Consider the following 20,307-nt stretch of genomic DNA (forward strand, 5'->3'; position numbering starts at 1 on the left):
AGCGGCTCCCCCCAAACCATTACCAAACCAACGCAACTCATTGATCTGCAAGGATGCTAAAAATCAGGTGGGACGAGATAACGGCAATAACAGATCGTGAAATACGACAGGCATACCGGGCACGTCAGATCGGCGCTTCTGCACAAAGACAGTGCACGCAAACCGCCACCAGCCCACCATCAGAAATACCGCAACCCCAACACCGCCTTCACTTCATCCATCGTCTGCGCCGCCACGTCACGTGCCTTCGCCGTGCCTTCCTTCAGCAATTGCATGACATAGCCGCGGTCCTGCGCGAACTGTTCGCGCCGGGTGCGGATCGGTTCCAGCAATTCCTGCAGGATGTTTTCGAGGCGTTTCTTGACGAGGCTGTCGGCGAGGCCGCCGCGCACGTAGTGTTCCTTCAGCGCGGCCAGGCCTTCCTTGTCCGGATCGAAGGCGTCGAGGTAGATGAAGGCGACGTTGCCTTCGAGGTGGCCGGGGTCGTCCACCCGCAGGTGCAGCGGGTCGGTATAGATTTTCTTGACGGCGGCGCGGATCTCGTCCGCGGTGGCGCCGAGGTTGATGGTGTTTCCGAGCGACTTGCTCATCTTGGCCTTGCCGTCGATGCCGGGCAGGCGCCCGACCGGCGGCACCAGGGCCTGGGCTTCGACCAGGATGTCGCGCCCGGCCATGCGGTTGAAGCGGCGCACGATCTCGTTGGTCTGTTCGATCATCGGGATCTGGTCTTCGCCGACCGGCACCAGCGCCGCCTTGAAGGCGGTGATGTCGGCGGCCTGGCTGGCGGGATAGGCGAGGAAGCCGGCCGGGATGTCGCGCTCGAAGCCGCGCAGGCGGATTTCTTCCTTCACCGTCGGGTTGCGCTCGAGGCGCGCGACGGTGACGAGGTTCAGGTAATAGAAGGTGAGCTCGGCCAGCTCCGGGATCTGCGACTGGATGAACACGGTGGACTGCCGGGGATCGATGCCGACTGCGAGGTAGTCGAGCGCGACTTCGACCACGTTGCGGTGCACCTTGTCGGTGTCATCCATGTTGTCGGTCAGCGCCTGCGCGTCGGCCAGCATGATGAATTGCCGGTAGTCGTGCTGGTAAGCCACGCGGCTGCGCAGGCTGCCGACATAGTGACCGAGATGCAGCGGACCGGTGGGCCGGTCGCCAGTCAGGATCACCTCGGCATTCCTGGGGCTGGTCGTATCCATGCTTACACGACTCCCTGATCGATCATGGCGTCGGCGACCTTGCGGAAGCCGGCGATGTTGGCGCCGAGGACGAGGTTGCCCTTCTGTCCGAACTCGGCCGCGGTTTCGCTCGCGGTCCGGAAGATGTTGTCCATGATCCGGCGCAGATGCGTATCAACTTCCTCGAAGGTCCATTGCTGCATGCTGGCGTTCTGCGCCATCTCCAGCTGGCTGGTCGCCACCCCGCCGGCATTGGCTGCCTTGCCAGGCCCGTAGCAGATGCCGGCCGCCAGGAACTTTTCGACCGCGCCCTTGGTGGACGGCATGTTCGCGCCTTCGGAGACGCAAATGCAGCCGTTCTTCAGCAGGGTCGCCGCATCCTCTTCGTTCAGTTCATTCTGGGTCGCGCTCGGGAAGGCGGCGTCGCACGGCACCGACCACACCGCGTTGCGGCCGGCGGGATATTCGGATACCGGGGTGTAGCGCGCGTCCGGATGATGCTTGACATAGGCCGACAGCGGCCGCTTCTCGACTTCCTTGACCTGCTTCAGGGTTTCGAGGCTGATGCCCTTCTCATGGTAGATCATGCCGCCGGAATCGCTGACGGTGACCGGCTTCGCGCCCACCTGGTACAGCTTCTCGATGGTGTAGGTGGCGACATTGCCGGCACCCGAGACCGCGCAGACCTTGCCTTCGAGCGACTGGCCGCGCTCGGCCAGCATGTTTTGCGCAAAATAGACCGAGCCGTAGCCGGTGGCTTCCGTGCGCACCAGCGAACCGCCCCAGGCAATCTTCTTCCCGGTGAACACGCCTTCATAGCGGCCGGTCAGGCGCTTGTACTGGCCGAACATGTAGCCGATCTCGCGCCCGCCCACGCCGATGTCGCCAGCCGGCACGTCGATGGTCGGTCCGATGTGGCGGTAGAGTTCGTTCATGAAGGACTGGCAGAAGCGCATGACTTCATTGTCGGACTTGCCCTTGGGGTCGAAGTCGCTGCCGCCCTTGCCGCCGCCGATCGCGAGGCCCGTCAGGGCATTCTTGAAGATCTGCTCGAAGCCGAGGAACTTGATGATGCCGGCGTAGACGCTGGGATGGAAGCGCAGGCCGCCCTTGTACGGGCCGAGGGCCGAGTTGAATTCGACGCGGTAGCCCTTGTTGACCTGCACCTCGCCCTTGTCATCGACCCATGCGACCCGGAAAAAGATTTGGCGCTCGGGTTCGACTATGCGTTCGATGATGTTGTGCTTGCGGTATTTGGTATGCTGGTCGAGGAGCGGACGCAGCGACATCAACACTTCTTCGACGGCTTGGTAGTACTCGACTTGGGCGGGGCTGCTGCGTTTCAACTTGGCAATGGTTTCGGCAACGTAAGGCAAGATGGTTCTCCAAACGGGAATTGAAAGACGGATGGCCGGAAGCAGATCCTGCAAAGGTCCTTGGACCTGAAGATGATGCAATGTTTCCAGGCCGATTTTACGTCAATGCGGGTGCAGATCCAAACCGGGCCCGGCACGCTAGCGCGTTGATCGTCCATCCAGCGCCCGCGAGCAAGCGGACGATCGCTCCTCGCCGAGCCCCTGCCGGCAGCCCCTTGCTAGCCGTGATCGCTCATCTCGTCCATAATCATAGTGACGGCGGCCTCGCTAGCATGCCCGGCCGCACAATTCAAATACCGTGAGGAATCCCGTGAATCAGAAACCGCATATAGTCGTGTCCTCACTGGACATGGAACGCCTCGAAGCGCTGCTCGACTCCCTGCCCGCGAATGCCTCCCCGCACAAGGAAGCGCTGCTGGAAGAACTCGGGCGGGCCGAGGTCGTGGAACCGAACGAAGTACCGCCCACGGTGGTCACCATGAATTCGACCGTGCGCTTCGCGATGGAATCTTCGCAGGAAGAGTTCTGTCTGACGCTGGTCTACCCGAAGGACATGAATGGCAGCCCGGACCGGATCTCGGTGCTGGCGCCGGTGGGCAGTGCGCTGCTCGGGCTTTCCACCGGCGACCATATCGAATGGCCGCGCCCCGGCGGCGGCCTGATCAGGGTGAAGATCATGGAGGTCGTCTACCAGCCGGAGCGGGCCGGTGAATTCCACCGCTAGCCGGTAACCATGCGGCCGTGGATCGGCACGGCTTTCGAGGCGGCACCGCCACATTGGGCGGCACCATTTTTCCAGCGAGATTATTCAGCAATGCCTGTTCCCGCCTGCCGGGACAGGGAACAGTTCACTGGCACGGGAATGCCATGGAAGAATCAGTCGTTACGAGAATCGAAGGAAGCCCGGCCGAGATCGGGGAAGCGTTGGGCCGCCTGGCCCGGCCCGTGATGCCTGCGCTGCTGGCGAACAGCAGCACATGGGCGCAATTGCAGCCATGGCGCGGCCATCAACGGCTCGACGCAATGATGGGCATGACCCGGGACATGCTGCCCGAGTGCTGGGACGAATTGCAGGGAATGGCGCAAGGCATCGGCATGGATGCTGCGGACCTGTTCCTCTGGAATTGCCGCGCCGATCTGCAGGGCCACGGCCCGGACGAGAGCAGCTGTGTCGCCGTCCATCGCCTGGCCAATTCCATGATTGCGCAAAAGGTGGCGAACGATCTGCGGCCGGAGGGACATTGCCGCATCGTGGATGTGCAGCCGCACAATCGCCCCGGATTCCTCGCCCTGTATTGTCCGGGCACCTTGCCGGGGCATGCGTTTGCGGCGAACCGGCGCGGACTGGTGCAGGCGGTCAATCTCCTGGATGTACCGGAACCGGCTGAAGGCGTGCCCAGCATGATGCTGTGCCGGGCCCTGCTTGGCGCCGCCACCTTTGCCGATGCGCTGGACCTGATGGAATTGCCGCGTGCCGGTGCCGCCCACCATCTGCTCGGCTGGGCCGGCGAGTTCATCATGCTCAGCATCGAAGCCACGCCCGGCACGCGCTCGGTGGAACCCGTGGTGCGCGGCTATGGCCATGCCAATCATCTGGTGCACAGGGAAGCGCAGCCCGATGCGCAAACCATCACGCCGTCCTCACGCAAGCGGCAGGGACGCATGGCGGAGCTGCTCAAGACCCTGCCCGATTTTCCGGAAGAGCGTGAACTGCTCGACCTGCTCGACGCCACGGATGAAGGCGCTTCGGGTGCGGTGCCACAAGCACAGACCAGCGCCGTATTCCGGTTCACGCCGGCGGAAATTCATGTCCATCTGCGGCATTGGCGCGGCACGGAGCAATTGCTGATCCAGGTCGGCCACAATACCGTCGCCACGTCGCGTGGCGACGGCTCCTGAACCGGCGGCAGCCGGCCTCACACTCTCCCTTCCCGCCAGGCCCGCCGCCATCTTCCGCACGCTCGCGGCTGGCTGGAGCCTTCGGACCGGCGCTGCTGGCAACGCTGCATGTCACCTTCCTTGCCTTTGCACTGGCATGAGAGCGAATTGAACTGATCCGAAACCCGCCGACATCCGCACGTTTGCCCTCCTTCACGCGCTCCTCGGCCCGATGGAAGAGCCATCGACATGCCCAGGTATTGACGCGCCAGGACAATTGCCCTATTGTCTAGGACGGCTGTCCTAGTAAAAAGAATTAACTCGAAAATAGCCGGCACATCCATTGCTGTGGCCGTGGCGACGCAACCTGCGCGCCTATCCCTTTTATCAGGCCGCAGCAACCTGTCATGCAGGCCCGGTCATATGCGAAAGCGAATCAATGAACGACAAGACGACGTACGATCACATCATTGAAGCTGCGGATCGGCTGTTCTATCAGCAAGGATATGAACATACGTCGTTTTCGGACATTGCGCATGCCGTACAGATTTCGCGCGGCAATTTCTACCATCACTTCAAAGCCAAGGATGAAATCCTGAATGCGGTGATAGAGCGGCGCCTGGTTAACACGCGCGCGATGCTGGCGCAGTGGGAAAACGAAGGAACACGGCCAGAGGAACGCATCGGGAGCTTCATCCATATGCTCATCGGGAACCGGGCCAAGATCAAGCTTTACGGCTGTCCGGTTGGCACCTTGTGCTCCGAACTTGCGAAGCTGGATCACCCCTCCAAGGCTGACGCAAACAAGCTGTTCACCTTGTTTCGGACCTGGCTGCGCAAACAGTTTGTGCTGCTCGGCTGCAAAGCGAATGCCGATGAGCTGGCGATGCACCTTCTCGCCCGCAGCCAGGGCGTTGCTATGCTGGCGAGTGCCTTTCAGGATGAGAAATTCATCAAGCAAGAGGTCCAGCAGATGCTTGACTGGCTGCGGTCGTGCACGGAAAGTCCCCGGTCCGCTCGACGCGATGAGCGCGAGAGCAGGCAATGAAGTTCGTCGCCGCTATGCGTGGCTCACTGAGCGGTCCGTAACTAATACCAAGAAGAGGAGGGATGTCAGATGTTTGTCGTGCTGCTTAAATTCTCGGGCAACATGGCCCAAGCCAGCCAGTTCATGCAAGGCCACAAGGATTGGATCAAACGCGGCTTTGACGACAAGGTGTTCGTATTGGCCGGCAGCCTCCAACCCAATTCAGGCGGCGGTATCCTGGCGCACAATACGACGCTGTCCGAGCTTCAGGCCAGGCTGAACGATGACCCGTTTGTGAAGGAAGACATCGTCGCAGCGGAGATATTCGAAATCGCACCGTCCAAAGTCGATGAACGGCTGGCATTTTTGCTCCCGCAATGAGAGACGCAGTTCGGCTTTCCAGAGAAGAGGATAAAAGATGAGCACGACGATACTTGGCCCGGACGGAAAATCGCGATGCCGCTGGTGCAGCGCCGCGCCGGAATTCCTCGCATATCACGATACCGAATGGGGGTTCCCGGTCAGCGACGATCAACGCTTGTTCGAGAAACTGAGTTTGGAAGGTTTTCAATCCGGTCTGAGCTGGCGCACCATTCTCGCCAAGCGCGAGAACTTCCGAGCGGCGTTCCACCATTTCGATTTCAACCGGGTCGCGCGCTTTACGCAGCGCGATGTGAATCGTCTGCTTCAGGATGAAGGAATCGTTCGCCACCGCGGCAAGATCGAAGCAGTCATCAATAACGCCCGGCGCGCTCAGGAACTCGTCGAGCGCGAGGGCTCGCTGGCGGCCTTCATCTGGCGATACGAACCGCCCAAGGAGCACCTCGCAGAACCGCAGACGGTATCGACCTCCACGGAATCGCTGGCCCTGTCGAAGGAGCTGAAAAAGCAGGGCTGGAAATTCGTCGGGCCTACCACGGTGTACGCCTTCATGCAGGCAATGGGATTGATTAACGACCATGCACATGACTGCGTGGTCAGAGCCAAGGCCGAACTTGCGCGCAAACGTTTCCAGCGTCCAGGACGCTGAGCGTTCGTCATTGCGCAGCGCCACAGCCTGCAGGACCGATTTCGCCGGCTTCGAACACGGACCGGCACGTCCCATGTTCGATTGAAGCATTCCTCAACGGAAGCTGAGCACTTTTTGCGGGGCCAATAGGAGACACTCCGGCCCCTGGCCTGCTGCCCCGAATCGGACCCTCTTGCCTCCCCGGCAAGCTGATGGTGGAATTCCCGGGGCGCCCTTCGCACACCCCCCGTTGCGGCGAAGCATTTTCAGATGCGACCATCGGCGCAAGTCCGTCGCACCGACATTGCTGCTCGCACCCCTGCTCATTCCTGTGTATGATCTGCTAACGTTTTTCCCTTCTGATATCTCGTCGGGCCTGGTTGAAAAGGTTTCCCAATTTCATTTCCCGCACAACTCCATGACCCAGCAAAACGTTTCGGCCAGTGCCTTTTTATCGAGTGGAATCCCCGGTCTCGATGATGTATTGCGGGGCGGCTTTAGCCGTGATCGGCTTTACCTGATCGAGGGCTCTCCCGGTTCAGGCAAGACCACCCTCGCTCTCCAGTTTCTCATCGAAGGAGCGAAGCAAGGCGAGCCGGTGCTGTACATCACGCTGTCCGAGACGAAGACGGAACTGCAAGCAGTCGCGGCCTCCCATGACCTGTCACTGGACGGCATGCATATCCATGAAGTGCTGCCATCGGAAAGCATTCTCAATCCGGAAGAGCAGTACACGATCTTCCATCCGACGGACGTAGAGATGAGTGCGACGACAAACGACATTCTCTCGGTCATGGACGCGGTACAGCCGACCCGCGTCGTGCTCGATTCACTGTCGGAGTTGCAGCTTCTTGCATCCAGTTCGCTGATGTATCGTCGCCAGGTACTCGCACTCAAGCAGTATTTTGCAAACCGCTCGTGCACCGCATTGCTGCTGGATGACCGAACCGCGGTTGATGGCGATTTGCAGGTGCGCAGTATCGCTCATGGCGTGATCAGTCTGGAGCGGATGGCGACCGATTATGGCGGTATCCGCCGCCGGCTCGAGATCATCAAATATCGCGGCATTGCATTTCGCGAAGGTGTGCACGACTACAAAATCCAGCACGGCGGCATTGTCATTTTCCCGCGACTGGTCGCTGCCGAGTCGCGTGAAGCGTTTCGTCAGAAGCAGTTTGGCAGCGGTCTGCCTGAACTCGACGAACTGCTGGGTGGCGGGATCGAAGAAGGCACCAGCACCCTGATCGCAGGACCGCCCGGCACTGGCAAATCCTCGTTGGCGGCGCAGTTCGCTGCTGCTGCGCTTCAGCGTCAGGAACGGGCAGCGCTATTCCTTTTTGAGGAAGCCACGTCCACATTTCTGAACCGTGCGGATAGTCTGGGCATCGATTTGCGTTCGCATCTGTCGACTGGCCAGCTGTCATTGACGCAAATTGATCCAGCCCAGCTCACTCCAGGCGAGTTCGTTCACGCCGTTTGCGAGGTGTCTGTTCAAGGCGCAAAAGTCGTCGTGGTAGACAGTCTGAACGGGTTTTTGCATGCGATGCCCAATGAGAAGCTGCTTGCGACACATTTGCATGAACTGCTGACTTATCTCGGACAGCGTGGCGTAGTCACCTTTTTGATCGGGGTGCAGCAAGGAATGCTTGGCAATAATATGAGCACGGCAGTCGATGCCAGCTACATTGCCGACAACGTCATTTTGCTTCGTTATTTTGAAGCGAGTGGCGAGGTACGACAGGCGATTTCCGTATTCAAGAAGCGCGTTGGACGGCACGAACGAACCATCCGACAAATGTCCATTACATCCACTGGAATCCAGGTTGGTCCGGTATTGAAGCACTTTCACGGCGTGCTGACCGGTTTGCCCCAATTTGAAGAGGCACCAGATAAAAATCGCGGGCCACATGACTGACCTGGCAGAACAGCGGATCCTGATTCATGCGCCAGTTGGAAAAGACGCCGAGCTTGCAGCGAACGTACTGAATCGAGCCGGTTTTTCCTGTGTCATATGCCGGACGTTTCCGGAATTAATGGATGAACTGGACAAAGGCGCAGGGGCTATCCTCGCCGCCGAAGAGGCTCTGCCCGTGTCTGCATCTGCACCGCTTACCGAATTTATCACCGCCCAGCCAACCTGGTCTGATTTGCCCATACTGCTTCTCACCAGGTCCGGCGGCGACACGCCATGGATCAAGGGAGCGTATGAGCACCTGGGAAACGTGACACTGCTGGAGCGCCCCATCCGCGTGCCCACCTTGATCAGTGCCGTTCGCGCAGCATTGCGTGCACGATCGAAGCAGTACGAAATTCGATTGGCGGATCAGCGCAAGGATGAATTCCTGGCGATGCTGGCGCACGAACTCCGTAATCCCCTGGCGCCGATCGGCGCCGCTGCCCAGTTGCTGGAATTGGTCTCGGCGGACGCGGACAGGGTAAAGAAAACCGGCGAAATCATTTCCCGTCAGGTTGAGCACATGACCGGCCTGATCGACGATCTGCTGGATATTGCCCGCGTGACGAGGAAGCTGATCAAGCTGGTCAAGGGGCCGGTCGATGTCCGGCAAGTTCTGTCGGAAGCCGTGGAGCAAGTCAATCCGCTGATCAGGCAGCGGCAACATGATCTGGTGCTCCATCTGTCGCCTGATCCGGCCATTGTGCTGGGAGACTACAAGCGGCTGGTGCAGGTAGTCGTCAATCTGCTCAATAACGCCGCGAAGTACACGCCGGAGAGCGGGCATATCTCGGTGCACTTGCGCGTCCCGGCCGATGAGGTGGTGCTGGAGGTTTCGGATAACGGCATCGGCATGGACCCGGAACTGGTCGTTCGCATCTTTGACCTGTTCTCGCAGGGGAAACGGAATTCGGATCGCGCACAGGGGGGCTTGGGCTTGGGCCTTTCGCTGGTCAAGAACCTGGTTGAGTTACATGGCGGGAAGGTGTGGGCGAAGAGTGAGGGCCCAGGCAAAGGCAGCACATTTACCGTTCACCTGCCACGACTGGCAAGCGATTCTCCCGGTGCGCCTGACTACCCAGCCGCGAAGGAGCAGGTATCCCGCACCGTTCAGCCATTGCGCGTGCTGGTGGTGGATGACAATGTCGATGCTGCCAACATGATGGACATGCTGCTCAATGCCTCGGGACACGAAGCAGCCACCGAATATACCGCTTCCAAGGCTCTCGAGCACGCCCAGCGAACACCGCCCCAAATCTGCCTGCTTGATATCGGTTTGCCTGATATGGATGGTTATGAGCTGGCGCGGCGGTTGCGAGTGATGCCGGAAATGGAGAAAGCGGTTCTCATTGCAGTAACCGGGTACGGGCAGGAACAGGATAAGAAAAAATCAAATGAAGCCGGATTCGACTATCACCTGGTGAAGCCGATCAATACCGCAAAGCTGCTGGCGTTGCTCGCGCAAATTCGCGTCGCCTGACGCGGAACTGTCGCTGGACAATTCATTGTATGTCCGCTCCCGTAACACAGGGCAGGCTGCTTCGGAATGCGGCGGAGCGGCAACCTGCAGATTCTTGCCCGGTTTGGCCTTGATCTCATCCGGCATTGCGCCTTGCATGCGCCAGTGCTACCCCGGGGAAGTAGGGTGCGCCGTGCGCACCATGCAAGCTCGGTGCGCATGGCGCACCCTACTGTTGTTTCCTTTAAGGGTTGTGGAAAGCGCTTGTGTAATTGGTCGTTTATGCGTCCTTGGCTTTGCTGGCAAATACAGGGTGGCAGCTGCGTGCCGGCCTTCCTTGAAAACGCGGAAAGGTGCGCACTCGGACGACCTTGATCTATCGGTAGAACGCCGACGGCGATACGCCGAAGTGACGCCGGAACATCGCGGCGAAGGCGCTCTGGCTGGAATATCCACAGTTAAGAGCAACCTCGACGCCCTTCTTGCCCTCGGCAATTTCTCTGAGCGCAGACAAGAGCCGGGCCTGTTCGCGCCACTGGGAGAAGGTCATGCCGGTTTCCTGTGCAAAGAGGCGGTGAAGCGTCCTCTCTCCCATCCCTGTCGCCTCGGCCCACTCCCTGGCGTTCGAACGGTCGCCAGGCTGCTCTATTAACGACTGGCACATCGTTCTGAGCCTCGGGTCGCTCGGCATCGGCAAATGCAGAGGAATCTCGCTCGAGACCTTCAGCTCATCGATAAGCAATCCGACGAGTCGCTCGTCTCTCGCGCTGATCTCGCGATCCAGCGGGATTCGGACTGCTTCCACCAATAGCTCCCGCAGGAGCGGTGACACATTGATAACGCCGGTTTGCCCGGGAAGACCGGGCACTGCACCGGCATCAATGTAGGCCGTGCGCATCTCCACGTCCCCGGACATGGTGACGTTGTGACGCAGACCGGCAACCATCCATAATGCGCGATTCGAGGGAACCACCCAGGACCCTGCCTCCGAATGCACGATCATCACGCCTTTGATGGCATAGAGAAGCTGCCCTCTCGGGTGCGAATGCCATCCGGTCGAAGCACCGGCGGGCCACATGTTTTCCAAAGCAACCAACAGTCGCGGAAGGTCGTGGAAATCCCGGTGCTTTTCGAAGTCCCGGTGCTTTGCTGGCATCTTCATCGGCATGGCAGGAATTCTACATCTTCAGGCAGATTGGCGTGAGACGGCCTTGTTCAATCCCCCTACACTTGACGACTATTGGCGCATGAAGCGCACCCTTCGTCTATAAGCTTTTGCATTCCGTGACCGACCCATGACAACCAAGACAGCAGCTCTCGACAGCACCGCCAATTCTTCCGTAAAGCCAGTCACGGAGGAAGCCAAGGGAACCTTCTTTGTACGCATCGTCGGCGCGGCTGCGTTCGCTCACCTGTTGAACGACCTGATTCAGGCGACACTGCCTTCCATCTACCCGATGCTGAAGACGCAGTTTTCGCTTAGCTTCAGCGAGATTGGCATGATTGCACTGACCTATCAGGTCACCGCTTCCCTGTTGCAGCCATGGGTCGGCTTCTACACCGACAAGCACCCCAAGCCCTATCTGCTGCCCTGCGGGATGATGGCGACCTTGCTGGGCATCGCGCTTCTGGCAACCGCGGGCAGCTACCCGATGCTGCTGCTCGCCGCCGCGATCGTCGGTATCGGTTCCGCCACGTTCCATCCTGAAGCGTCGCGCGTGGCCCGGATGGCATCCGGCGGCCGCTTCGGCACAGCGCAATCCACGTTCCAGGTAGGCGGCAATACCGGCTCGGCGATCGGACCACTGCTGACTGCGGCCATCGTCATCCCGCATGGCCAGTCCGCGGTCGCCTGGTTCATGGTCGCAGCATTGGTTGCCATCGCGGTCCTGTTCCGCCTCACCGGATGGACGCTCACGCACGGACATGCCCAGCTGAAGGGACTGGCGCGCAGCCAGAAGGAAGGGCTCAGCCGCGCCGGCGTCATTCAAGCCGTTGTGGTCATCTGCATCCTGATGTTTGCGAAGTTCGTTTATATCGCGTCCTTCACCAACTACTTCACCTTCTACCTGATTCAACGATTCGGACTCGCCGTCCAGGAAAGCCAGATCTTCCTGTTCATTTTTCTCGGATCGGTAGCCCTTGGCACCTTCGCCGGCGGCCCCGTGGGCGACCGCATCGGCCGCAAGGCTGTCATCTGGATTTCGTTCCTGGGCGTTGCCCCGTTCGCCTTGGCCCTGCCGTATGCCAACCTGTTCTGGACTGCCGTTCTCGCCAGCACGGTCGGCCTGGTGATGTCCTCGGCATTTGCGGCACTCGTGGTCTACGCCCAGGAAGCAGTACCGGGCCGTGTGGGCCTGGTGTCCGGCTTGATGTTCGGACTGATGTTCGGCATCGGCGGCATTGGCGCTGCCGGACTGGGCCAGTTGGCCGACAAGTACGGCATCGTCTGGGTCTACGGCCTTACTTCATTCCTGCCACTGCTTGGATTGGCAACAGCGTTTCTCCCGAATCCTCGCAAGCGCAAGCAAATGCGCCTCGGCTGAATTTAGCGCACATTCGATGGCCGGCTACACTTGAAGACCTTGCAGGTTCTCAGTGCGAATGCCGGTGATTGCGGCACGCCGGTGGCTGGTGTGCTTGGACACACGCCTTCTCTCCGGGCCGTCTCCTGACCGTCGGTGCCTGGCAACACTCCGCCACAAAAACAGTCCCTGCGGGCTGGCTGGTTTTTCACCTTCCATGCTTGTCTGTTGCGTTACTACCGTGCTGCGACGCTGCACAGGCGGGCGAACCTCAAGCTGACGGCAGATTTTCAGGCTGGGTCTATGGGATGTGAAAAGGCGCGGCGCAATGGTAAATTGGCATTTTGCAACTTATAACCGTTAGCCATGCTGTTCCTTGCGATCGTCTTTTGGCCAATAAGCGTGCCGCTCCTTGTCGGTTATGGTTATCTCCTCTTCAGGGCAGTTAAAAAACCCGCCTATGGCATGCTTGCCATCGCCATTCTCGCGCCCTACCTCGCCTACAAGGCATTTCTCTACCACTGGTACGTGCAAGTGCTGCCTGAGCAACTCGAAGTTACCTATCCTGTATCGATCAATGAAGAGGGCGGATTCATGGAGGGGTGTTCCGTGGCCGTGTTCAAGCTCTCCGACAAAACGGTTCAAGCGGTGCGGAAGAATGGCTTGACGTTCTTTGCGGCAGCGACACAGGCCCGTGGCTATCCCGATGAAATCTATTACCAATACGACAAATGGAACGAAACCCCAGTCCCGGAAATATGGACCCGCGAAGGTTCATGGATGATGTGTCCGGACATGAGCAACACGATGCATTCGCAGATCGTTAAAGCCGCTCAGAGAAACGGGGCCTATTACACCCACACGGATGAAGGCCAGTTGATTGTCATTCCATCCTTGGGGATAGTCGTTTTTTCATCCTGGGGCTAGCCAGTTCTGCGTGCGCAGATACACGCCTCCCGAATAATTTCTGACTTCGGCCAGACATGGCTCGCTCATCGATTCCTGCGGACGACTCGTGCCGCCGACCGCGCCCGGACCTACCCCGCTTTCAGCGCTGCCACGACCAGCGCCGCGGCGCGCGAGGGTTGTCGCCGGCTTGAATAGTAGATGTGAAACCCGGTGAAGGTCGGGTGCCAGTCCTCCAGTACCCATTCGAGCCGTCCCGCACTGACGTGTGCCGCGACGAGGTCTTTCGGCACGTAGGCGAGCCCAAAACCCGCCAGCGCCGCGTCGACCATCTGGTAGACGTTATTGAAGACGAGCTGCCCCTCCACCCGCACCTGGAGTTCCCGGCGTCCCTTGCGCAGTTCCCACGGCAACAGAGCATCCCTTGTGGGAAGCCACAGGTTGATGCAGTTGTGGCGGGTGAGGTCCTGCGGCGTCTTCGGTGCGGCGCGCGTTTCAAGATACGAGGGAGCGCCGACAATTGCCAGCGTCATGTCCGGTCCGATCCGAGCGGCAATCATGTCCTTCTCCACCTGATCACCCAGCCGGACGCCGATGTCGTAGCGTTGCGCCACGATATTCGTCAGTCCGTAATCGTTGATCAGCTCGACCCGGACCTCCGGGTACTTGCGCAGCACAGGCTTGAGCTTCGGCCAGACATAGGTGTTCGCTGCGTAGTCGGTGGTCGTGATGCGCACCGTCCCGGCCGGCCGATCCCTCAGTTCGCTCAGCGCATCCAGTTCCGCATTGATCTCATCGAGCTTGGGCGCGATCGCCGCCAGCAAGCGCTGTCCCGCTTCGGTGGGAGATACGCTTCTTGTCGTGCGCGTCAGCAACAGCAGCCCCATTCTTTCTTCCAGGGCTCGGACCGTTCGGCTCAGCGCCGACTGCGACACGCCCAGCTTGGCTGCAGCGCGGGTGAAATTCCGCTCACGCGCCACGGCCATAAATGCGAGCAGGTCATTGAGGTTTTCGCGAGTCATTCATGCTCCCATGCATAAGTGCATGTCAATTTTCCCACCTAGTCACGGAGCAGTCACGCCTATAAAGTAATGACCTCCTGCGGAGCACCACCCTGCCCCGCTCTTTCAACAAGCTTTCCAGGGTGAACTGAAGCAGCGGCTTCGCCTGTCTGATGGAGAACATCATGAGCCAAAAGAAACCCGTTACCGCGGCGCGCCAGTCGTTCGGCGACATCGCGCCCAAGCTTGCCGAACTCAGCGACGAAGTGCTCTTCGGCGACGTCTGGGAACGCCCCCAACTCGCCAAACGCGACCGCAGCCTCGTGACTTGCGCTGCATTGGTCGCCCTCGGCAAGACCGAGCAGATGAACTTCCACTTCCCGCGCGCACTGGAAAACGGCGTGACGCAGGAAGAACTCATCGAAGTCATCACGCACATGGCCTTTTACGCCGGCTGGCCCAATGCCATGTCCGCCGTAACGAGGGCGAGGGAACTCTTTGGAAAAGCCTCGTCCTGATGAAAGGACCCGCTTCTTCCGCCTGAAACAGAGAATGGAAAGAACATGGAACTGAAACGTGTGGGGTCCCAACCCTCCATGAAAGGCCAGGAAGAATACTTCACGGGCAATGTACGAATCGACCCCTTGAATTTCCCGCCTGCACCTGCTCGTGTGTCCGTTGCCAGCGTGACCTTCGAGCCGGGTGCCCGCAGTGCCTGGCATACCCATCCGCTGGGGCAGACGCTCATCGTCACTTCGGGTTGCGGCTGGACCCAGTGCGAGGGTGAACCGATTGTGGAGATTCGCGCCGGCGACGTGATCTGGTGCCCGCCCGGACACAAGCACTGGCATGGGGCGACCCCGACTACGGCAATGACCCACATCGCCATTCAGGAAGCGCTCGATGGCAAGAACGTTGAATGGCTGGAGAAAGTGACCGACGAGGAATACACGGTCGGCCCGGCTGCCGGAACGCACGGTCATCGTCAATAAGGAGCATGGCAATGAACAACAATATCCAAGGCAAAGTCGTCGTGATTACCGGGGCGAGCAGCGGTCTGGGCGAGGCGGCTGCCCGGCACCTTGCTTCCCTGGGCGCCCGCGTGGCGCTGGGCGCACGGCGATCGGAGCGCATCGAAGCCCTGGCAAATGAACTGAACGGCAGGGGTGGCAAAGCGCTTGCCGTGCAAACGGATGTCGTTCATCGCGACCAGGTGCAAAAGCTGGTCGATGCGGCCGCCAACACCTATGGCCGCGTTGACGTCATCATCAACAATGCCGGGCTGATGCCGCAATCGCTGATTGAAAACCTGCAGGTCGAAGAGTGGGATCGGATGATCGACGTCAACATCAAGGGTGTGTTGTACGGCATTGCGGCGGTCCTGCCTTACATGAAGCGCCAGAAGTCCGGCCAGATCATCAATGTCTCTTCTGTCGCCGGGCACAAGGTCGGCCCCGGCAGCGCGGTGTATGCGGCGACCAAGCATGCGGTGCGCGCCTTGTCCGAGGGATTGCGCCAGGAAGTCAAGCCATACAACATCCGCACCACCGTCATCTCGCCCGGTGCGGTTGCCACCGAACTGCCAAACAGCATTACCGATGCCGCCGTTGCCGGTCGCGTGCACCAGCTTTACAGCGAAATTGCGATCCCGGCGGATTCCTTTGCCCGTGCAGTAGCCTTTGCCATCGAGCAGCCGGAGGATGTCGACGTGAACGAAATCCTGTTCCGCCCGACGCAGCAGGCCTATTAGCCAGGGCATGGCGCAGGTATGCCCAGGATGCCTACACTTCAAAAGGATGTTCAAGACCCGAAGAAGCGTCACTCTTGCAGCTCAAGGCTACGCGCACGGATCACCCGCTTTTGCGATCCCTGTTACCATGAGAAAACTTCAAAAATGGTAGCGAATTTGGCGGGAGGCCCGGGCGCGGCATTGCGCATTCCGGTGATGCCTGGCCTTCTCCCGTCCGTCATGGCCGACCGGCCGCAAGCACGGCAAATGAGGAGAAAACAAAGCAATGTCAACACTGAACATCAATGGCAAACCGATGTCCGTCGAGGCATCCGACGACACGCCCATTCTGTGGGCGCTGAGGGATGAACTGGGCATGACCGGCACCAAGTTCGGCTGCGGCGCCGGCCTGTGCGGCGCCTGCACCGTGCATATCGACGGCCAGGCGGTGCGCTCCTGCGTCACTCCGGTGTCCGAGGCCGCCGGCAAGAAAATCACCACCATCGAAGGCGTCGGGTCCGACAAGCTCGGCGCAGCGCTGCAAGCCGCATGGGTCGAGCAGGGTGTGCCGCAGTGCGGCTACTGCCAGTGCGGCCAGATCATGTCGGCCGTCGCGCTGCTCAAGCGCAACCCTCGCCCGACCGATGCCGAGATCGACGAGGCCATGAACGGGAACATCTGCCGTTGCGGCACCTACAACCGGATCCATGCCGCCATCAAGAAGGTTGCACACTCCCAGGGAGGCAAGGCATGAGCGCGCATATCATTGACATGGAGTCCACCGGCCTGCCAACCAACCCGTCGCGGCGCAGCCTGCTGAAGGCGGCCGGCGCCACCGGCCTGATGATCGCCGTCACGCCCGCCGGCCACGTGTTCGCGCAGACGGCCGCGGCAGCGGATAAATTCGGCGGCGATCGCATGCCGGGCGGCGTGGTCGACAACCCGCTGATCTTCGTTTCGATTGCGCCCAACGGCATCGTCACCGTGACCTGCCACCGCTCGGAAATGGGACAGGGCGTACGCACCAGTGTGCCGCTGATCGTCGCGGAAGAACTGGAAGCCGACCTGAACCGGGTACGGGTACGGCAGGCCGATGGCGATGAAGCCCGATACGGCAACCAGAATACCGACGGTTCGCGCAGCGTGCGCCACTGGCTGGAGCCGGGCCGCCGCGTCGGCGCCGCAGCGCGGGCGATGCTCGAGGCGGCAGCCGCTGCCCAGTGGGGCGTGCCGGCCGCCGAAGTGCAGGCGCAAAACCATGTGCTGGTGCACAAGCCGACCGGACGCAAACTGCCGTTCGGCCAGGTGGCCGAGGCCGCCGCAAAGCTGCCGGTGCCGGCGCGCGACTCGCTCAAGCTCAAGAATCCCGCGCAGTTCCGTTACATCGGCAAGGACGGCAGGAAGCTGATCGATGGCAACGACATCGTCACCGGCCGCGCCGAGTTCGGCATCGATGTGCGGCTGGACGGCATGGTGTATGCCGTGATCGCCCGTCCGCCGGTCGTCGGCGGCAAGGTGAAAAGCTACGATGCCACTGACACGCTGAAGGTGCCGGGCGTGCTGAAGGTCGCCGAGATCGCACCGGCACCCGCACCGGTAGTCTTCAACCCGCTGGGCGGGATTGCGGTCGTGGCGAAGAACACCTGGGCCGCGATCAAGGGCCGGGAGGCGCTGAAAGTCGAGTGGGACGACGGCCCGCATGCGTCTTATGATTCCGAGGCATACAAGACGGAGCTGGAGGCGGCGGCACGCGCGCCGGCCAAGCCCGCACGCGACGATGGCAAGACGATGGAAGTGCTGGCTTCCGCCAAGCGAAAGGTGGTTGCGGACTATTACCTTCCCCATATCGCGCATGCCACCATGGAGCCGCCGGTCGCGGTTGCGCGCATCGTCGACGGCCGTTGCGAGGCCTGGGCACCGATACAAGCGCCGGAGAACGCGCGCAAGACCGTGGCCGACAAGCTTGGCCTTAAAGCGGATCAGGTGACAGTCCATGTAACGCTTCTGGGCGGCGGCTTCGGCCGCAAGTCCAAGCCTGACTTCGTCGCCGAGGCAGCGCTGGTGTCCAAGGCCATGGATGGCCGGCCGGTCAAGCTGCAATGGACGCGCGACGACGATCTGCACCATGACTACTTTCACGCGGTGTCGGTACAACATCTGGAAGCCGCGCTCGACGACAAGGGAATGCCGGTCGCCTGGCTGCACCGCTCGGCGGCGCCGACCATCCGTTCGACCTTCGTGGCTGGCGCCAAGGGCCTGGGTGTGAACGAGCTCGGCCACACTGCGCTCAACGTTCCGTTCCAGATCCCGAACGTGCGCGTCGAGGCGCCCGAGGTCGAGGCGCACACGCGCATCGGCTGGTTCCGCTCGGTCTACAACATTCCGCATGCGTTTGGCGTGCAGTGCTTCGTTGCCGAGCTGGCCCACGCGGCGGGACGCGACCCGAAGGACTATCTGCTCGAGCTGATCGGCCCGGCCCGCCGCATCAACCCGACTGCCCTGGGCGACACCAGCAACTACGGCGAAAACCCGGCGCTGTATCCGATCGACACCGGTCGCATGCGGCGCGTGGTCGAGCTGGCCGCCAAGGGCGCCAACTGGGGCCGCAAGCTGCCGAAAGGCCACGGGCTGGGAATCGCCACGGCGTATTCATTCATGACCTACACCGCGGTTGCGATCGAAGTAGCAGTGGACGACAAGGGCGAGTTCCAGGTTGTCTCCGCCGATATCGCCATCGACTGCGGACCGCAGGTCAATCCCGAGCGCATCCGCTCGCAGGTGGAAGGCGCGGTCGTGATGGGCATCGGCCTGGCCAAGCATGGCGAAATCAGCTTCAAGGAGGGACGCGTCGTCCAGACCAACTTCCACGACCATGTGCTGCTGCGCCACGCCGAGAGGCCGCAGGCGCTGCGCGTCCACCTGGCACCGTCCGACCATTCGGTTCCGCCGGGCGGCGTGGGCGAACCCGGCCTGCCGCCGGTTGCACCGGCACTGGCCAATGCGTTGTTCGCGGCTACCGGCAAGCGCATCCGCCGCCTGCCGATTCGCGACCAGTTGTCCTCGGCTGCCTGAGTTCATCGGCTTTTGCATGAAGTGCTCCCTGGCGCCCCGCGCGGCGTCAGGGGCATTCGACCGGATCAATTCATTTCGACCATGGACAGCATCGACCTCGAAGTATTGAAAGCCAGCGACCGGTGGATTCGCCAGGGCCGGCGATGCCAGCTCGTGACCATCACCAGGACCTGGGGCTCCAGCCCGCGTCCCGAAGGCGCGATGCTCGCAATCTGCGAGGACGGCCAGGTGGTCGGCTCGGTCTCGGGCGGCTGCATTGAAGACGACCTGATCGAACAAGTGAGGAAGAACGGCATTGTCCAGACACGGCCCTGCATCGTCACTTACGGGATCACGGCGGACGAGGCCCATCGCTTCGGCTTGCCTTGCGGCGGCACGATCCAGCTGGTGATCGAGCCCTTGTCCGCCGCGAGCCGGATCGGCGAGTTGCTCGAGCGACTGTCGCAGCATCAGCTCGTGGCACGGCGACTCCGGCTCTCGTCGGGCGAAGTCAGCCTGGGCCCGGCGAAAGGCGGCATGACGCTGCAAGTGTCGCAGGAGGTGCTGACCACCATTCATGGTCCGCGCTGGCGGCTGCTGATCATCGGCGCCGGTCAGTTGTCCCGCTTCGTGGCGCAGATCGCGATGGGCATGGATTACCACGTGACGGTATGCGATCCGCGCGAGGAATATCGCGCCGGCTGGGACTTGGATGGTGTCGAGCTGGTCCACGCCATGCCGGACGACCTCGTGATGGAAATGCAGCTGGACGCGCGCAGCGCGGTAATTGCCTTGACGCACGATCCGAAGCTCGACGATCTGGCCCTGATGGAAGCCTTGAAATCCGACGCTTTCTATGTCGGCGCCATCGGCTCGCGGGCCAACAATGCCAGACGTCGCGAACGCCTCAAACTGTTCGACCTGAGCGAGGAACAGCTGGCCAGGCTGCATGGGCCGGTCGGCATCTACATCGGCAGCAAGACGCCCGCGGAGATCGCCATCTCCATCCTTGCCGAAATGACGGCAATCAAGAATGGCGTGCAATTGCCGAGGGAAGTGCAGATCGAGCATGCCAAGCTTGCCACTGCACAAGTGGCGTCATCGGATTCTTGCGGCATGGCTTGACCGCCTGCGATTGCCGGTTACGTCCTGAGCGACTGGACGAGCCGGCAACGCTGCAGATCTGGCAATTGCTTTCCCGTCACCATACCTTC

General features: G+C 60.9%; 19 protein-coding genes. 15 read left to right on the top strand and 4 right to left on the bottom strand.

Going from position 1 to position 20,307, the window contains the following annotated elements; all coding sequences use genetic code 11:
• Positions 1-179 precede the first annotated feature (179 nt).
• Together trpS and gdhA are read right to left on the bottom strand one after the other, a co-directional pair.
• Positions 180-1,199, bottom strand: coding sequence for a tryptophan--tRNA ligase (trpS, locus tag HGHM_RS19855; RefSeq protein WP_019143331.1), 1,020 nt, complete (start codon positions 1,197-1,199; stop codon positions 180-182).
• Between the two features lie 2 nt (positions 1,200-1,201).
• Complete coding sequence (gdhA, locus tag HGHM_RS19860) at positions 1,202-2,554, bottom strand: NADP-specific glutamate dehydrogenase (RefSeq protein WP_026076228.1); 1,353 nt, start codon at positions 2,552-2,554, stop codon at positions 1,202-1,204.
• Positions 2,555-2,864: 310 nt separating this feature from the next.
• On the opposite strand from gdhA, the gene rnk reads away from it, so the two are divergent.
• The 7 genes from rnk (at position 2,865) to HGHM_RS19895 (ending at position 9,902) form a co-directional block, all read left to right on the top strand.
• Entirely contained in the window at positions 2,865-3,278 is a 414-nt protein-coding gene (gene rnk / locus HGHM_RS19865; protein ID WP_026076229.1) for a nucleoside diphosphate kinase regulator, read from the top strand.
• Between the two features lie 143 nt (positions 3,279-3,421).
• On the top strand, positions 3,422-4,453 hold the full coding sequence (locus tag HGHM_RS22070; RefSeq protein WP_019143334.1) for a C45 family autoproteolytic acyltransferase/hydolase: 1,032 nt from the start codon (positions 3,422-3,424) through the stop codon (positions 4,451-4,453).
• Between the two features lie 418 nt (positions 4,454-4,871).
• The gene (locus HGHM_RS22075; RefSeq protein WP_034349468.1) at positions 4,872-5,480 is read left to right on the top strand and encodes a TetR/AcrR family transcriptional regulator; all 609 of its coding nucleotides are present in this window, start codon (positions 4,872-4,874) and stop codon (positions 5,478-5,480) included.
• Between the two features lie 69 nt (positions 5,481-5,549).
• Complete coding sequence (locus tag HGHM_RS19880) at positions 5,550-5,840, top strand: YciI family protein (protein ID WP_019143336.1); 291 nt, start codon at positions 5,550-5,552, stop codon at positions 5,838-5,840.
• 37 nt (positions 5,841-5,877) lie between these two features.
• Positions 5,878-6,489: a DNA-3-methyladenine glycosylase I gene (locus HGHM_RS19885; protein ID WP_019143337.1), complete on the top strand. Its 612-nt coding sequence runs from the start codon at positions 5,878-5,880 to the stop codon at positions 6,487-6,489.
• Positions 6,490-6,886: 397 nt separating this feature from the next.
• Positions 6,887-8,383: an ATPase domain-containing protein gene (locus HGHM_RS19890; protein ID WP_019143338.1), complete on the top strand. Its 1,497-nt coding sequence runs from the start codon at positions 6,887-6,889 to the stop codon at positions 8,381-8,383.
• A gap of 118 nt (positions 8,384-8,501) precedes the next feature.
• Positions 8,502-9,902, top strand: a complete 1,401-nt coding sequence (locus tag HGHM_RS19895) for a hybrid sensor histidine kinase/response regulator (protein ID WP_245549318.1) — start codon at positions 8,502-8,504, stop codon at positions 9,900-9,902.
• 355 nt (positions 9,903-10,257) lie between these two features.
• Here HGHM_RS19895 and HGHM_RS19900 read toward each other — a convergent pair whose 3' ends face one another.
• On the bottom strand, positions 10,258-11,049 hold the full coding sequence (locus tag HGHM_RS19900; RefSeq protein WP_019143340.1) for an AraC family transcriptional regulator: 792 nt from the start codon (positions 11,047-11,049) through the stop codon (positions 10,258-10,260).
• Positions 11,050-11,176: 127 nt separating this feature from the next.
• Here HGHM_RS19900 and HGHM_RS19905 point away from each other — a divergent pair, with 127 nt between their 5' ends.
• Both HGHM_RS19905 and HGHM_RS19910 read left to right on the top strand, forming a co-directional pair.
• Positions 11,177-12,427, top strand: coding sequence for an MFS transporter (locus HGHM_RS19905; protein WP_019143341.1), 1,251 nt, complete (start codon positions 11,177-11,179; stop codon positions 12,425-12,427).
• A 345-nt stretch (positions 12,428-12,772) separates the two neighbouring features.
• Positions 12,773-13,333 carry a hypothetical protein gene (locus HGHM_RS19910; RefSeq protein WP_019143342.1) on the top strand — a complete coding sequence of 187 codons (561 nt, stop codon included), beginning with the start codon at positions 12,773-12,775 and terminating at the stop codon, positions 13,331-13,333.
• A 110-nt stretch (positions 13,334-13,443) separates the two neighbouring features.
• Here HGHM_RS19910 and HGHM_RS19915 read toward each other — a convergent pair whose 3' ends face one another.
• Positions 13,444-14,334: a LysR family transcriptional regulator gene (locus HGHM_RS19915; protein WP_019143343.1), complete on the bottom strand. Its 891-nt coding sequence runs from the start codon at positions 14,332-14,334 to the stop codon at positions 13,444-13,446.
• Between the two features lie 164 nt (positions 14,335-14,498).
• Between HGHM_RS19915 and HGHM_RS19920 the strand changes: the two genes are divergently transcribed.
• The 6 genes from HGHM_RS19920 to HGHM_RS19945 all read left to right on the top strand — a co-directional run bounded on the left by HGHM_RS19920 (position 14,499) and on the right by HGHM_RS19945 (position 20,218).
• Positions 14,499-14,831: a carboxymuconolactone decarboxylase family protein gene (locus HGHM_RS19920; protein WP_026076231.1), complete on the top strand. Its 333-nt coding sequence runs from the start codon at positions 14,499-14,501 to the stop codon at positions 14,829-14,831.
• Between the two features lie 45 nt (positions 14,832-14,876).
• Positions 14,877-15,305 (top strand): (R)-mandelonitrile lyase, encoded by a 429-nt coding sequence (locus HGHM_RS19925; protein ID WP_026076232.1) that lies wholly within the window; start codon positions 14,877-14,879, stop codon positions 15,303-15,305.
• 11 nt (positions 15,306-15,316) lie between these two features.
• Positions 15,317-16,063, top strand: a complete 747-nt coding sequence (locus tag HGHM_RS19930; RefSeq protein WP_019143346.1) for an SDR family oxidoreductase — start codon at positions 15,317-15,319, stop codon at positions 16,061-16,063.
• Between the two features lie 265 nt (positions 16,064-16,328).
• Positions 16,329-16,796 carry a (2Fe-2S)-binding protein gene (locus HGHM_RS19935; RefSeq protein WP_019143347.1) on the top strand — a complete coding sequence of 156 codons (468 nt, stop codon included), beginning with the start codon at positions 16,329-16,331 and terminating at the stop codon, positions 16,794-16,796.
• Positions 16,793-19,114 carry a xanthine dehydrogenase family protein molybdopterin-binding subunit gene (locus HGHM_RS19940; protein ID WP_019143348.1) on the top strand — a complete coding sequence of 774 codons (2,322 nt, stop codon included), beginning with the start codon at positions 16,793-16,795 and terminating at the stop codon, positions 19,112-19,114. The genes HGHM_RS19935 and HGHM_RS19940 overlap by 4 nt, the downstream gene beginning before the upstream one ends.
• Positions 19,115-19,195: 81 nt before the next feature.
• The gene (locus tag HGHM_RS19945; RefSeq protein ID WP_019143349.1) at positions 19,196-20,218 is read left to right on the top strand and encodes an XdhC family protein; all 1,023 of its coding nucleotides are present in this window, start codon (positions 19,196-19,198) and stop codon (positions 20,216-20,218) included.
• The last annotated feature ends 89 nt before the right edge of the window (positions 20,219-20,307 follow it).

Origin of the sequence: Noviherbaspirillum massiliense JC206, assembly GCF_000312045.1 — a bacterium.
Classification (GTDB): domain Bacteria; phylum Pseudomonadota; class Gammaproteobacteria; order Burkholderiales; family Burkholderiaceae_D; genus Noviherbaspirillum; species Noviherbaspirillum massiliense.

Bases quoted from the DNA above. Each gene is read 5' to 3' on its own strand.
- HGHM_RS19935 (WP_019143347.1), top strand. From the start codon at position 16,329: ATGTCAACACTGAACATCAATGGCAAACCGATGTCCGTCGAGGCATCC.
- HGHM_RS19925 (WP_026076232.1), top strand. From the start codon at position 14,877: ATGGAACTGAAACGTGTGGGGTCCCAACCCTCCATGAAAGGCCAGGAA.
- HGHM_RS19900 (WP_019143340.1), bottom strand. From the start codon at position 11,049: ATGCCGATGAAGATGCCAGCAAAGCACCGGGACTTCGAAAAGCACCGG.
- HGHM_RS19885 (WP_019143337.1), top strand. From the start codon at position 5,878: ATGAGCACGACGATACTTGGCCCGGACGGAAAATCGCGATGCCGCTGG.
- HGHM_RS19890 (WP_019143338.1), top strand. From the start codon at position 6,887: ATGACCCAGCAAAACGTTTCGGCCAGTGCCTTTTTATCGAGTGGAATC.
- HGHM_RS19930 (WP_019143346.1), top strand. From the start codon at position 15,317: ATGAACAACAATATCCAAGGCAAAGTCGTCGTGATTACCGGGGCGAGC.
- HGHM_RS22075 (WP_034349468.1), top strand. From the start codon at position 4,872: ATGAACGACAAGACGACGTACGATCACATCATTGAAGCTGCGGATCGG.
- trpS (WP_019143331.1), bottom strand. From the start codon at position 1,199: ATGGATACGACCAGCCCCAGGAATGCCGAGGTGATCCTGACTGGCGAC.
- HGHM_RS19940 (WP_019143348.1), top strand. From the start codon at position 16,793: ATGAGCGCGCATATCATTGACATGGAGTCCACCGGCCTGCCAACCAAC.
- HGHM_RS22070 (WP_019143334.1), top strand. From the start codon at position 3,422: ATGGAAGAATCAGTCGTTACGAGAATCGAAGGAAGCCCGGCCGAGATC.
- HGHM_RS19945 (WP_019143349.1), top strand. From the start codon at position 19,196: ATGGACAGCATCGACCTCGAAGTATTGAAAGCCAGCGACCGGTGGATT.
- HGHM_RS19915 (WP_019143343.1), bottom strand. From the start codon at position 14,334: ATGACTCGCGAAAACCTCAATGACCTGCTCGCATTTATGGCCGTGGCG.
- HGHM_RS19895 (WP_245549318.1), top strand. From the start codon at position 8,502: ATGGATGAACTGGACAAAGGCGCAGGGGCTATCCTCGCCGCCGAAGAG.
- HGHM_RS19880 (WP_019143336.1), top strand. From the start codon at position 5,550: ATGTTTGTCGTGCTGCTTAAATTCTCGGGCAACATGGCCCAAGCCAGC.
- HGHM_RS19920 (WP_026076231.1), top strand. From the start codon at position 14,499: ATGAGCCAAAAGAAACCCGTTACCGCGGCGCGCCAGTCGTTCGGCGAC.
- HGHM_RS19910 (WP_019143342.1), top strand. From the start codon at position 12,773: ATGCTGTTCCTTGCGATCGTCTTTTGGCCAATAAGCGTGCCGCTCCTT.
- HGHM_RS19905 (WP_019143341.1), top strand. From the start codon at position 11,177: ATGACAACCAAGACAGCAGCTCTCGACAGCACCGCCAATTCTTCCGTA.